Source organism: Paenibacillus sp. WG02 (assembly GCF_055396115.1).
On the sequence record NZ_AP036016.1, the window covers coordinates 6,579,487 to 6,592,981 of the forward strand.

The 13,495-nt window shown below is 44.5% G+C and carries 11 protein-coding genes; 2 read left to right on the forward strand and 9 right to left on the reverse strand.

Features of this window, described 5'->3' with window-relative positions; all coding sequences use genetic code 11:
- Window positions 1–141: 141 nt before the first annotated feature.
- The 3 genes from ACBP55_RS29880 to ACBP55_RS29890 form a co-directional block, all read right to left on the reverse strand.
- Complete coding sequence (locus ACBP55_RS29880) at window positions 142–711, reverse strand: DUF1802 family protein (protein ID WP_464646840.1); 570 nt, start codon at window positions 709–711, stop codon at window positions 142–144.
- A 655-nt stretch (window positions 712–1,366) separates the two neighbouring features.
- The gene (locus ACBP55_RS29885) at window positions 1,367–1,537 is read right to left on the reverse strand and encodes a hypothetical protein (RefSeq protein WP_464646842.1); all 171 of its coding nucleotides are present in this window, start codon (window positions 1,535–1,537) and stop codon (window positions 1,367–1,369) included.
- Between the two features lie 100 nt (window positions 1,538–1,637).
- On the reverse strand, window positions 1,638–2,090 hold the full coding sequence (locus ACBP55_RS29890) for a Dps family protein (RefSeq protein WP_464646844.1): 453 nt from the start codon (window positions 2,088–2,090) through the stop codon (window positions 1,638–1,640).
- Window positions 2,091–2,298: 208 nt separating this feature from the next.
- On the opposite strand from ACBP55_RS29890, the gene mtnK reads away from it, so the two are divergent.
- Both mtnK and mtnA read left to right on the forward strand, forming a co-directional pair.
- Entirely contained in the window at window positions 2,299–3,525 is a 1,227-nt protein-coding gene (gene mtnK / locus ACBP55_RS29895) for an S-methyl-5-thioribose kinase (protein WP_464646846.1), read from the forward strand.
- A complete protein-coding gene (gene mtnA, locus ACBP55_RS29900; RefSeq protein WP_464646848.1) occupies window positions 3,522–4,613 on the forward strand; it encodes an S-methyl-5-thioribose-1-phosphate isomerase in 1,092 nt (363 codons plus the stop codon). The genes mtnK and mtnA overlap by 4 nt, the downstream gene beginning before the upstream one ends.
- Window positions 4,614–5,085: 472 nt before the next feature.
- Here mtnA and ACBP55_RS29905 read toward each other — a convergent pair whose 3' ends face one another.
- The 6 genes from ACBP55_RS29905 to ACBP55_RS29930 all read right to left on the reverse strand — a co-directional run bounded on the left by ACBP55_RS29905 (window position 5,086) and on the right by ACBP55_RS29930 (window position 13,480).
- Window positions 5,086–6,042: an AraC family transcriptional regulator gene (locus tag ACBP55_RS29905; protein WP_464646850.1), complete on the reverse strand. Its 957-nt coding sequence runs from the start codon at window positions 6,040–6,042 to the stop codon at window positions 5,086–5,088.
- A 29-nt stretch (window positions 6,043–6,071) separates the two neighbouring features.
- Entirely contained in the window at window positions 6,072–7,091 is a 1,020-nt protein-coding gene (locus tag ACBP55_RS29910; RefSeq protein ID WP_464646852.1) for a Gfo/Idh/MocA family protein, read from the reverse strand.
- Between the two features lie 104 nt (window positions 7,092–7,195).
- The gene (locus ACBP55_RS29915; RefSeq protein ID WP_464646854.1) at window positions 7,196–8,032 is read right to left on the reverse strand and encodes a M15 family metallopeptidase; all 837 of its coding nucleotides are present in this window, start codon (window positions 8,030–8,032) and stop codon (window positions 7,196–7,198) included.
- Window positions 8,033–8,224: 192 nt separating this feature from the next.
- Window positions 8,225–9,520 carry a homocysteine synthase gene (locus ACBP55_RS29920; RefSeq protein WP_464646856.1) on the reverse strand — a complete coding sequence of 432 codons (1,296 nt, stop codon included), beginning with the start codon at window positions 9,518–9,520 and terminating at the stop codon, window positions 8,225–8,227.
- A gap of 193 nt (window positions 9,521–9,713) precedes the next feature.
- Entirely contained in the window at window positions 9,714–10,592 is an 879-nt protein-coding gene (locus tag ACBP55_RS29925) for an ABC transporter ATP-binding protein (RefSeq protein WP_173187290.1), read from the reverse strand.
- A 2-nt stretch (window positions 10,593–10,594) separates the two neighbouring features.
- Window positions 10,595–13,480 carry an ABC transporter permease gene (locus ACBP55_RS29930; RefSeq protein WP_464646858.1) on the reverse strand — a complete coding sequence of 962 codons (2,886 nt, stop codon included), beginning with the start codon at window positions 13,478–13,480 and terminating at the stop codon, window positions 10,595–10,597.
- Window positions 13,481–13,495: the final 15 nt, after the last annotated feature.

Here is a 13,495-nt window from a genome sequence, read left to right on the forward strand (position 1 = left end):
ATGTACAAGCTAAACGACAACCATTTCAAATGATTATCATTGATTCTCATTAGAATAATTCTATTATAACTTACTATGTTAAATCAAGAAAGGGCAATTGCATGAAAAAGAAGGTCATTTTCTGAAAATGCTACCTTTTAATTACGCTAAAGTATGCTTAATTTCAGCAACCCTCGCAGCAAACTCCTCATTACTCAAGACGGGAACCATGAAAGACTCTTCTGGCATGTCTACCCCAAGCTCAATCCATGATTTGCAGCCTATATAGGCTTGTTCGATCGGAATTTGCAAGGGTTGTACCAATGTATATACCCTTAACAGCATAATATGCAGCGGATTTTTGCGTTTCCACTTTAATCTTTCTTCCGTGAAATTTTCTGTCCAAATGTGATAAGGATACAGTTTATTCAACTGCTCTTGATCACTGATCTCCATATCTTCAACCATTCGAGCAAAGCTGTTAATCGTTACGTGTGTATCCGCTGCACTCCAGCCTATGAGGGATTCATCGATAACCCCGCGATAATTTTCCTTTAATAATTCTTTTCTCTGATGTTCATAAGTTGGATATAGAAAGAAATCTGCGGATTCCACTTGAAAATCTTTTGTTTCCTCAACAATTCCTCCCTTGCGCATAATAAAAATTTGCGTTCCATCTTCCAATGCTTTAACAGCCGATGCCCATTCTTTCAGAGCCTTTGGTTTCCCCATCAAGCAAACACCTCGTTCTCCTCATTAATCTTATTTATTATAAGGAATCTAAGGAAGCAAAACAATGTGCCGCATCTTGGGACATAAAGTTTAGATAGCACCAGTTACTAGTACTATAAAATAACCTGCTTTTGCCTTCCTTTGGTGAGAGTTTTTATAAAGGTTGAAGTATCGTAAGCTACTCCCAAGAACGTAATTCTTATGCTTACTTATCCATGTAAAGTTTTGCTTTGGAGACTGTCGATTCATTCACAACTGGTATTCATGACTCCAAAATGCGATTTTAGAGTCATTTGAGCGCCCACGAGGGTAGCTGGGCTCTAGTGGTGATCAATGTTGTATTTTATACAACAATTAACACGCCAAAAGGCTATTTTGCTTCTTAAAGTTGCATTTCGTACAACATTTTGAGCACATTTGTTGCGAAATGGACTATATTGGGCCAAATTGTTGTACATTATGCAACAACGAAGGGAGATAGACGAGATTTAGGCAGCAATTGTTGCATTTTTTGCAACATCGTTCAACCGCAAATAGGGATCCATTCATCCAGCAACCTTAAGAGAGTATATATGACAATTGATCCCGATGTAAGACAACTCAATCTGGCGTATTAAAAAGGGATAGCCCTATAGGCCATCCCTTTACATGTTTTTTATTTCGAAGTTTCAGCGTAATAGGTTGGCTGCATACGGGTAAACTGGTCTTGATTTTGTTTCATGGGGTTAGGATCAGCAGCCGTGCTAGGAGAGTCTGCATCGAAAGCCATTAGGAGCAAGAAGCAGCAAGCGGCCACAATGAGCAGCAGATTCAGGATTTTCATCACATTGATATCCTCCAGAACTGTTTGTTTTGCTCCAAGTATAGCCAAGTTTCATCAACCAGATGTTTGTTCAGATTAAAGATTTTGTAAAGATCGAAATCGATTATCCTAGGAATGACTGAAGCATCCAGCGGTGCTTTTCCAAGGAAGTTTGAATGGCCAAAAGCATGTCGGAGGTCGTATCATCTTGAACCTCTTCACAAGCCTGCATGCCCGCTTTTAATTCTTGCGTAAGGATCGTGAAATCTTCGATAACAGCTTCAACCATTTTCGTGGCGGTTTCTGTACCCGATGCCTCTTTTAAGGAGGACAATTCCATAAAAGCTTTCATTGTAGCCGCCGGCTGACCACCGATAGAAAGCAAACGTTCAGCCAGCTCGTCCACGTGAAGGGCAGCTTCATTGTATAACTCTTCAAATTTAACATGCAGCGTGAAAAACTGATTGCCTTTCACATACCAATGGAAGTTATGCAGCTTGACATAAAGCAAACCCCAGTTTGCAATTTGCTTATTCAGAATAACTTGGATAGATTGGGTTAAGGACGTTGTCACCATATTTAAGCCTCCTGATCTTTGATTAATCGGTAATATTCTGTTCATGTACGCGTTAATTTACGTTAGAAACACTTATTTTATGTAATTTGTGCAACATTTCCAAAGTTAGTATTTCAAGCAGCTACATTTTGTCTTATACTAGGAAAAGACGATTAAAACACAGTAATTTAGTTGGAATTAAATCCAATGAATCATAGGAGGTTACTATATGTCCAAATATCATCCTTTAAGTGAAGCTCAAGCTATTGAATACGCACGTCAAATTCCAAATCTGTTTCAACCGGGCTCAGACTTAACTAGTCATGAAATCGGCGACGGCAACTTAAATCTCGTTTTTCGCATATCGGAAACAGCTACAGGAAAGAGTATTATTTTAAAACAAGCCCTTCCTTATGCCAAAGTTGTCGGTGAATCCTGGCCGTTAACGCTGGACCGTGCACGAATTGAAAGTGAAGCGCTTTTGATTGAAGAAGGCCTGAATCCTGACCTTGTACCTCACGTTTATGCCTATGATGCTGATTTGGCGCTTACCGTGATGGAAGATTTGAGCGATCATGTCATTATGCGCAGAGGGCTAATTGAACATAACCAGTACCCGCTCTTTGCTGAGCATATCGGTCGGTTTCTAGCAAATACGTTATTTTTCACTTCCGATCTAGGCAAAAACCAACAAGAAAAGAAAATCCAGCAAGGCCGATTCATCAACCCCGAGCTTTGTAAAATTACTGAGGACTTGATCTTCGATGATCCGTACCGCGATGCAGATACGAATAATATCGAAGCGCACATCCGCGATGCGGCAGAACAGCTTTGGGCGGACAGCGAACTTCACTTTGAGGTAGCTATCCTTCGCAACAAATTCCTTACGAGTGCACAAGCGCTCCTTCATGGCGATCTGCACACAGGAAGTATCTTTATCAAACCCGATTCCACGAAGGTTATTGATCCAGAGTTCGCTTATTATGGGCCGATGGGCTTCGATATCGGTGCAGTTCTCGCGAACCTGCTCCTCAATTTCGCTGCTCAAGAGGGCTGGAGTACGGATAGTGAGAGCCGTGATTCCTATCGCGCGTATTTGCTTCAAACAGTGAAAGACGTATGGACTCATTTCGAAACGAATTTCCGCGCTTTATGGGATGAGCATGGTGTAGATCGTGTATTCCAAACGCCTGGCTATCAAAACTTCTTCATGGCCAATTTGCTTCAAGACACAGTCGGATTCGCCGGAGCCAAAATGGTGCGCCGCATTGTGGGACTTGCACATGTGGCTGATATTGATAAAATCGAAGATGCAGCTGCAAGAGAGCGTGCACAGCGCTTGGCATTAGCCGTTGGCACTTCATTCATTCGTACTAATCGTCAAGTGAAATCCATCGATGAGCTTATTGCCATCGCCACCCAAGAATCTACTGCAGAAAGAGGACTTGTCCTATGACAAACACAAACAACAAAAATTTAGACGTGCAAAACCTTGAGAATCAAGGTGCCTTGCAATCCTTGCGTTGGAATGGCAAGCAGCTTGATCTGCTCGATCAACGGCTGCTGCCGGAAGAGATTGTGTATTTGCCGTTGGAGACACCGATAGAGGTGTGGGAAGCGATCCGGCATTTGAAGGTTCGCGGCGCACCAGCGATAGGAATCGCCGCCGCGTATGGGGTCTACCTCGGCATCCGTGAAGTGGATGCTCCGCTCGACGGGCTTCTGGCGGAAGTCCAGAAGCAAGCGGATTACCTGGCGACATCGCGTCCGACAGCTGTGAACTTGTTCTGGGCGCTCGATCGCATGCGAGCGCAGGCCGTAGCTTTGGCAGCTGCTGGTGGAAGCCCGGCTGCCTTCAAGGAAGCTCTCCTGGACGAAGCGCAGAAGATTCAAGCCGAGGACGAGGAGACGAACCGCCTGATCGGCGAACATGCGCTGACGCTGTTCGAGGATGGCTTCGGCGTGCTGACGCACTGCAACGCCGGGGGCTTAGCGACAGCCAAGTACGGCACGGCGCTAGCGCCGTTCTACTTGGCTAAGGAAAAAGGCATGAACATCAAAGTGTTCGCCGATGAGACCCGGCCCGTGCTGCAAGGCGCACGGTTGACCGCCTTTGAACTGCATCAAGCCGGCGTTGACGTGACGCTGATCTGTGACAACATGGCCGGCGCGGTCATGTCGAAGGGCTGGATCCAGGCTGTCATCGTAGGGACAGACCGTGTTGCGGCTAACGGTGACGTAGCCAACAAAATCGGCACCTACAGCGTAGCCGTGCTGGCGAAAGCACACGGCATTCCGTTCTACGTGGCGAGCCCTCTCTCCACGATCGATCTGAATACGCCTACGGGAGGAGACATCCCCATTGAAGAGCGTCATGAGGATGAGATTACGCAAGGCTTTGGGAAACGTACAGCTCCACTTGGGGTGAAAGTGTTTAATCCAGCCTTCGACGTGACACCTAACGAATATGTGACAGCCATCATTACCGAAAAAGGTATTATACAAGCTCCTTATACGGAAAACTTGCGGAAGTTGTTCGAATAGAAACCTAAGATTAACTCCAAAATTTTAATTAGGTCGTTAAGTAGCGTCATGGAGATCGATGGGCTTTCGTTGTTGTTACCAATGTTGCATTTTCTACAACATCATTCAACAACTAATATGAATTCAATCATCTAGCAACCAAAACTCTGCATATATGACGATTGATCCCGGTTTAGGACAAATCTATGTGGAGTAAGATGGGTCGAATGAATCGACGGTCTCCATTATGCAACAACGCAGGAAGCTCAGCGGAATCAAGGCACTAATTGTTGCACTTTTTACAACATCACTCAACTGAGAATAGGAATTCATTCATCCAGCAACCTCAAATGAGCATCCGTGTCGATTGGATTTCGATTAAGACACCTATATGTATGACCAGATGGGATGATTGGATCGACGGACTTCTATATTCCATAAAATAAGGCTGTTCCCTGCGTAGACAACTCTACGAGGGAACAGCCTTATTCTTTTAAACAGGATTTAATTGTTGATCACGATATTGATTCGGCGTGACACCATGTGCTTTCTTAAAGACATAATGCAAATAATTACTTGATGCAAAGCCATTGCTTTCCGCAATTTTGTCAAGGGTCAACGAGGTTTGAAGCAGTTCGCTGCAAACGTGTTTCAAACGCACTTGTTCCAAGTATTCGCTGAACGAGATGCTCGCCTGCTCTTTGAAGATGCGCTGAAGCTGCCTTGAACTGATCTGTAAGCGTTCAGCTACGCCTTCAAGCGTCAGTGGACGACGGAAGTTATCCTCAATAAACTGAATAGCAAGCTGATACCTATAGCTCTTCATATCGCGTGCAGGCAGGTTCAACCCCTGCTGGTCCGCCTTATAGGCCCCCACTGTTCTTAACAGCATTTGCACAATGGATTGCTTAATGATCGTGTACTGCCCTAATTGATTGCTTCGCCAGGCTTCATAAGCGACAAGAAAACACTTCATGGCTTCCTGTCGGTCTAATGCAGGAACATGAGGAAGCTCGCTCAGTTGTCTTAAGCATGCATCTGCCTCAGCAATCTCCCAAGCTTCTCCCCATGCTTCAGAGACGGGCCTAGAACCTCGCTCATCTTCATCTTGATCCAGCTTAACGATATCCACATGCAGACAAAGTTCGCCCATCGCTTCCCGCTCATCGGCCTCTTGGCGATGACTAACGCCTGGTGCCGTCACATAAAGCATGCCTTCTTGCAGGGGATGCGTGACCCCGTCCAGTATTACCCGGCCTTTGCCATAGGGGATGTAATGAATTTCATACTCGGAATGTTGATGAAAATCTATGATCGTTCCTGCAGGAAAGGAAGTCAGATGACAGCGCAGTACCCGAAGTCCATAAGAACCCCACCTGAAACTTAACTCCAAGCGATCCAATGCCATTGGATTCTCGACCATGGGTTCAAAGTAAAATGGCTGGCTCATCTGTAGCCCTCCTTTCCTACCTGCTAAAATTACTGGTTTAGAGAATCAAGTCGCACTTGCTGTTTGGCTGCAACGGAACGATTAGAAGCTTCCATCAGCTTCGTGAGATCCACTGCTAGCCCAATATTTTCAACTGCTTTAGTCCCATTTTGAATATGCGCTACCCATTGATCAAACGCAGATGGCTTCGCTTCTGGTCCGTTCTCATAGGCTACCCATTGCGTGCTTGCCTCTGCAAGCTTTCTCGTACGAAGCAAGACTCTTCCGTCATGGTCGGAATAAAGAACACTGCCATCCGTACCGTGAACTTCAATCACAAACGGCGATACTGCGTTCACAAAACCAGCTTCAACGATGCCTAATGCTCCATTTGCATACTGAAGTGTTGCTACAGCATTATCTTCAACTTCTCTGCCTGTTACGTAGCCATAAGAAGCGCTTACAGCTTCAGGAAGACCCAACAATAAACGAGTTAAATACATAGGATGACAACCGAGATCAATTAGGGCGCCTCCGCCACATTGCTCTGCATTGTAGAAATGCGCTGGCAGCCAACCGTTCGGATTTTCATTCGTGGAAATGCCGCCATTGTGTGATAAGCGTGTTCGAACGAGTGTAATCTGACCCAATAATTCTTTTTGGACAATTTCTTGAATCGCTAACGTATACGTTGGATTCAAACGAGGCAATGAAACGGTCAAGGTCACACCCGCTTCATTAACAGCATTCAGAATCTCATTCACTTCATGTAAGGTTGGTGCAATAACTTTTTCTGTGAAAATATGTTTACCTGCCTTCGCAGCAGCGATCATTACGTCTCTGTGTAGGTTGGTCGGTGTATCCACAACAACAGCATCAATTTCCTTATTCGCTAATAACTCTGCTAGATCTGAGTAAAAGCTCACTCCACGCTTCGCAGCCTCATCTTGCCCACGTTCTGGAAGCTCATCCCAAACCGCAACAATCTGGGTATCCGGATGTCCCTCTACCTGTTTTGCATAGTCATTTGCATGCACGTGCCAAAAACTTAACATCGCTACTCTAATCATGTTAACCTCCAAATAAGTGACTTGGTCTCATTGTAACATGCCATAACATCTTGATAAATTTCGAATTAGCGACAGATAGAGGTACAAAATAGTGACATCTTTCATTACTTGGTTACAGGAATCGCATTGTAATACTCTTCCATTGTCAAGCCTTTGGCTGCTAGTTCTTTCGAAACATCTATACCCACATAGCGAATATGCCATGGCTCGTATTGATAACCGGTAATCGATGTTTTTCCTTTGGGATAACGAATAATAAAACCATTCTCCGCCGCATGTGCTTCAAGCCATTTCGCTTCCTTGGTTCCACCGAAGCAATCTTCCGCCGCGCACTTCCCGTCACTGCCCGTTACATCTATCGCTAGCCCAGTTTCGTGCTCACTCGTTCCAGGAACAGCGCTGTACATTTTGGCTTTCTCCTCGCCATCTTTAAGCACATAACGCTGGAAAATAGATTTCTGCGTCGCATAAGAGCGATACGCCGAAACGCCAGCAAGGTGGATGCCATCCTTATCAGCTCCAGCAAAAAGCTTTTCGATCGCGCTGGCAGCGTCTTTGCGCATTTTGCGTTTTTCATTTTTCTCAGCAAAAGTAAAAGGGATATCGGGGTATACCAAATCCGTCGGCTCGTAGCTAGAAGGCAATGAATTTTGCTTATTTACTAGAACAGTTATACTCTCTGGTTTGGCTACAACTTGAATAGCTCCACTCTTTGGCGGAACAGCTGAAGTTGATGGGGAAGCCGTAGGAGTATTTGAGGGTTTCGGAGTAATGGAAGGCGATGGAGAAGGGCTCGGAGAAGGTGTAGGACTTCCCGCACTAACCGGTGGAGTAGCCGTCGCAGCAGGGCTAACCGAAGGAGCTACTTCCCCCTTACTGCATCCTGATGCTATAGATAACGCCACAAATATGGCGAGTGAGTATGTCATCTTGTTGTTCATGATCTTTGGAATGCCTCCTCAACTAATAAAAAAACTTACATAGAAATAGACTTCTGAGCTCATGCAAAAGTTGCATCGCAAATGAAAAAGGCTGTAATTTTAGGTTTTGAGCCTAGATTACAACCTTCTTATTTTATGCGTATTCGTCTAAGGTTACAAGTTTATCATTCGTAAAATAATTCCTTTGCTCTTCTAGCCTTGACTTGATGCAATCGCTTGTTCCAAATCATAGATAATATCCTCTATCGCTTCCGTACCAACGGACAATCGAATAAGTCCTGGAGACACACCCGCAGATACTTGTTCCTGCTCATTCAATTGTGCATGCGTCGTGCTTGCCGGATGAATAATCAACGACTTGGAATCTCCAACATTCGCTAAATGTGAGAATAGTTTTACAGCATGTATCAGCTTCTTGCCTGCATCAATACCGCCTTTGATACCAAAGCTCAAGATAGCGCCTTGACCCTTCGGCAAGTACTTCTGAGCAAGCTTATAGGAAGGATGGCTTTCTAAGCCCGCATAACTAACCCACTCTACGGAGTCATGTGACTCTAAATATTCAGCAACCTTAAGCGCATTTGAGCTGTGACGTTCCAAACGCAAATGCAGCGTCTCAAGACCTTGTAATAATAGGAACGCACTATTAGGGGATAATGAAGCGCCTAAATCTCGAAGCAGCTGAACCCGTGCTTTAATGATGTAGGCAATTGGACCGACAGCTTCGGTATATACGACACCGTTATAACTTGGATCAGGCTTCGTCAAACCAGGAAATTTACCGCTTGCAGCCCAATCAAATTTACCGCTGTCTACAATAACTCCGCCAATAGTAGTTCCGTGTCCACCAATGAACTTGGTTGCAGAGTGAACAACAATATCGGCCCCATGCTCAATCGGTCTAAGCAGGTAAGGACTCGGGAATGTATTATCAATAATTAAAGGAATGCCATTTTCATGTGCTATAGCTGCTACAGCCTCAATATCGAGTATATCCCCCTTAGGATTACCGATCGATTCCGCATAAATGGCTTTGGTCTTGTCCGTAATCGCTCCTCGGAAATTTTCCGGGTTGCTCGGATCAACGAATTTCACTTTAATGCCTAGTTTAGCCAATGTATTTGAAAATAAATTATATGTACCGCCATACAAGGAAGAAGCTGAAACAATTTCATCTCCGACCTCTGCAATGTTCAAAATTGAGAAGGTGATAGCTGCCTGCCCTGATGCTACAGCAAGAGCGGCTGGGGCACCTTCCAACGCGGCAATCCGCTTCTCAAATACATCGGTCGTAGGGTTCATAATACGCGTATAAATATTGCCGAATTCTTTGAGCGCAAATAAATTTGCAGCATGGTCCGTATCGTTAAACAAATAGGATGTCGTTTGATAAATCGGTACAGCCCTTGAATTGGTTGTCGGATCAACCTGTTGACCTGCATGAATTGCTAGCGTTTCCGGTAAATATTGGCGTTCTGAATCTGACATTGCACATGCCTCCTAGGATAAAAATAAATTGAATTAGAGCTGAAACGGATAAATCCTATAATCCCCACTGGAATAGTATACAATTATTCTAATGGAAATATCTAGGTAAAGTCAATATAACATATTAGGATTTTTTTCTATACCATTTTCGATAGACTGTGGATACTCATAGCTAGAACGGCCTTTTTCAAGATTAGTCTGGCGGAAGAAGGACAATTCGTCCATCTTCCATCGCAACGCGAACTTTATTCGTAGTAGAAGCGCCAATAGATTCTAGGAAGTTAGCTGGAATTTGCAGTCTACCTGCCTTGTCAATGACCGCATATTCGACATGAGAATCGCCATCAGCTGCAATGATACCTTGCTCAAGCTCCAGCAATTCCTCTTGATATGATTTGCGCCGCAGTATCTCCGAGGAGGTTTTACCGTCACGAATCGCAACGACGCGGTCTACTTTCTTAGCTAGAAGCGGATCATGTGTAACGATTACAACCGTTAAACCGAAGCTGCGGTTCAGCTCTCGGAACAGATCGAGAATTTGATTTGCCATCTTCGTATCAACTGACCCTGTCGGTTCATCAGCAAGCAAGAGCCTCGGCTGATTTGCCAGCGCAATAGCAATTGCCACCCGCTGCTGTTCACCGCCAGAAAGCTCATTTAGCTTATTTCTTCTTCGGTGGCTCAAACCTACAGCTTCCAGTAAATCTAATGCTCGATGGCGCTTGCGTCGTCCCTGCAGCAGGATGGGCAGCTCTACATTTTCTAAAGCTGTCAAATAGGGAATCAGGTTGCGTGCATTATTTTGCCAGACGAAGCCCACGGTTTCTCTTTTATACTTCACCAGATCGGATTCTTTAAATTTCAACAAATCCTTCCCATCTACATGGAGATTGCCTGCCGAAGGTCGATCTAACCCTCCCAGCATATTCAACAGCGTCGATTTGCCACTGCCACTGTTGCCGATAATCGCCATCAGCTCTCCCTCCTCAATGTGGAGATCAAGCCCTTGTAAAGCGACGACTTCAATGTCAGCCGCTTTATAAATTTTAACTAGATTTTCACAGTGAATCATCCTTAATCCTCCCCAAGCTTCACGGCTTGATGAATTTTAATTCTGGACAGCATCGTGCCGAGTAGGAGCAGACCCGCCCCTATCATCACAGTGACAATAACGTACAAATGCAGCTGATCCTTCGGATCAAAGCTCACTTGAAAAGGCGGCACTTGACTGGATGAATCGAAAGTTAATTGGAATAGCGGAACAAACAATCGACTGGCTGTATTCCCCGTAATCATGCCTATTAGAACAGCTGCGCCAGAAGTTAATAATTGTTCAGCGACAAGCATTCCAATCAGCTGCGCAAAAGAAATACCCATCGCCCGAAGCACACCGAATTGTAAGATCCTTCCGGACAATGAAAGCACCCAATACAGGAGAAACCCAATAAAGCTTATGCCAATCGCAATCAGAAAACCAAGCGTCATAACGCCATTCACAGCCAGTTGGAATGGATCATTCTTGGAGAGAACCAACATTTGTTTCGTATCTATCAAACTTGAGAGGGAGATATGTTTAAGCTCTAATTCCTCATACAAAGCTTGACTGGTCATATCCGGTTTTAGCTTAAGCCAGACATCATACGGCTCTACAGCCATGTTATTTTGAATGTAGGACAGGTGCCCAACAACTAGCTTCGGTGCATCCACTTTACTTTGCTTCGTCGAGTCAGAGCTGCTCCCAGTTTTGGTCCCTGCGGTTAAGATCGGATTGGGATTCCAGCTCGGCCAATAATCAATAATCCCATACACAACACAAGTTGCTCCCTCTATATCACTCCATCCTAAGTGCACCACATCGCCAATTTTAGCTCCAGTTTCCTCTGCAATCGACTTGGAAATCAGCACGGCTTTGGAATTTCCAGCAAGTAGGTTTAAATACTCATAAAAGTGATGATCGAGCAAATGGTCGCGGAGCCAGGCCGTTTGACCAAATTCATCGGTATCAATGCCCATGAATGCTGTTTTTTTCGTTTCTTTGCCAAGCGCGAAATAAGCATCTTTCTTATTAAACACCCGAGCCGCTGATTCTACGCCAGCCAACTGTGTAAAGGGCAAGAACGGAGGCTCCGTATATTGGACACGCTTCTTCACGAGAGGGACCGAACTCGCTTCCCCCGGAAAGCCAGACGGCCCTGACTGCGGAGGCGGTGCATCATTGTCCCATTTGGTTTGCAGAACAATATCCGCCCCATTCTTATAACGGATCTTCTCTTCAATATTTTTGTTCATCGTCCTCGCTGCGCTGGCACTAAACAATCCCGTTGCAAGTGTCATGATGATAAACAGCATAATGAATTGATATTGTGTGGTTGATCTGGCAACTTGGAGCAGCGTTGAATACAAATAGGGAGGCCACCATTTTCGGCCGATGAGATAGAGCAGCTGAATGACCCATGGGTATACCCGCAGTAGGAACAGGCCCATGGCGAAAATGAACAAAGCCGGGACTACGAAAAGAAGTGGATCTACTTTCATGTCCATAGAGTCAAGACCTAAGGCTACCAGATCATTCATCCGTCGGTTAAAGCTTTGTAATAAATAAATAGAAACGGCCAATAAGACAACATCGAGAAACATTTTATGTACAAAAGAGAGCTTGTTCTTCCTCGCCATCGTTTGTTTATGGCTAACAATTGTAGCGCGTGTGGCGAGTACAGCGGGAATAAGAGTCATACCGACCGATGCGGTTACGGCAATTAAAGCGTATTGATAAGCCTCCTTATTCAGCTTGACCTCCATCGCTGCGCGTTGGACAAACAATAGGAATCCATTCGATGCACCCAATATTTTCGTTAATTGCAGGCCAATAAGAGGGCCGACTAGAAGGGCAACTCCTCCTAATAAAATACCTTCTAACACATATCCCAGAAGAATCTGAGTCCGGCTAGCTCCTCTGCTGCGCAGCACGGCAATCTCTGTTTTCTGTCGTTCTGTAATCAAATTGGCAACCATGAATAAATAGAAGGCCAATAAAATACTAATGGGTACATTAAGCGACCACAGCATAATTCTGAGCTTTTTCTCTTTCTCACAATACAATTTCAATGTGGTAATCGCTGAATTTTTGACCGTATATGTATTGAAATGACTGCTTAAAAAGCTGGTTATCCTTGCATGAGTGTTGGCGTAGGCTTCAAGTCCTTCCAACTTCAATTGATGATAATCCAGCATGTAATTCCAATAGGAAAATGTGTTGGGAAAACTTTTGTTCTTCGTAAAATCTTTCTCAAATAAGCCAAAGGGAAGGAAAAATTTTGTGCGCGAGTCGCTCATATTATTCGTCCAATAAAGATCCGCATAATCGGCACGATCGATGACAGCAACCGGCTTTATTCGAATATTTTGTTTTAATTCTTTGTTAACGATGGTTAATTCATTGCCTAGTACGATTTTTAATTGCGTCAACAGTTCAGGAAATACCCACGCTTCATAAACACCATCCACAGGTTCCGTAGAAGGCATGACACCGTCAACGATGCGAATATGCTTTTCCAACTCTGACATGGCTGTTAATTCAGCAGACCGGTTCACTTTAGGATCTACTTTACTTGGATCGCTAGGTGTAAGCTCGAAATTTACGGTGCTGCGCGTTATCGTGGATAGGAGAATCGGCAAGCCAAACTGCTGGCTTTGTTCTGCCATAAAGGCATCTGTTTCCGCTAAAAGTTGATCTCCGTTTTCTCCCATTAAGTAGGCAGAATTATACGCATTCCCTGGATATTGCTGCGTGTTGGTTTGTAGAACTTCCAAATCTTTGATCAGCATGCGCTGTAAAATGGCGTGTGTATAAATGGGCATTGAGCTAGCAAGTGCGACAGATATAATAAGCCCTACTAATAAACTAAGCTCCAGCCAGCGGTTTTTGACCATTTTACGGAGAATCATCAGAAATAAAGCCATTGCTTTCCTCCTAAA

Excerpts from the sequence above, each read along its gene's own strand:
- ACBP55_RS29880 (WP_464646840.1), bottom strand. The coding sequence starts at position 711 with ATGGGGAAACCAAAGGCTCTGAAAGAATGGGCATCGGCTGTTAAAGCA.
- ACBP55_RS29890 (WP_464646844.1), bottom strand. The coding sequence starts at position 2,090 with ATGGTGACAACGTCCTTAACCCAATCTATCCAAGTTATTCTGAATAAG.
- mtnK (WP_464646846.1), top strand. The coding sequence starts at position 2,299 with ATGTCCAAATATCATCCTTTAAGTGAAGCTCAAGCTATTGAATACGCA.
- mtnA (WP_464646848.1), top strand. The coding sequence starts at position 3,522 with ATGACAAACACAAACAACAAAAATTTAGACGTGCAAAACCTTGAGAAT.
- ACBP55_RS29905 (WP_464646850.1), bottom strand. The coding sequence starts at position 6,042 with ATGAGCCAGCCATTTTACTTTGAACCCATGGTCGAGAATCCAATGGCA.
- ACBP55_RS29910 (WP_464646852.1), bottom strand. The coding sequence starts at position 7,091 with ATGATTAGAGTAGCGATGTTAAGTTTTTGGCACGTGCATGCAAATGAC.
- ACBP55_RS29915 (WP_464646854.1), bottom strand. The coding sequence starts at position 8,032 with ATGAACAACAAGATGACATACTCACTCGCCATATTTGTGGCGTTATCT.
- ACBP55_RS29920 (WP_464646856.1), bottom strand. The coding sequence starts at position 9,520 with ATGTCAGATTCAGAACGCCAATATTTACCGGAAACGCTAGCAATTCAT.
- ACBP55_RS29925 (WP_173187290.1), bottom strand. The coding sequence starts at position 10,592 with ATGATTCACTGTGAAAATCTAGTTAAAATTTATAAAGCGGCTGACATT.
- ACBP55_RS29930 (WP_464646858.1), bottom strand. The coding sequence starts at position 13,480 with ATGGCTTTATTTCTGATGATTCTCCGTAAAATGGTCAAAAACCGCTGG.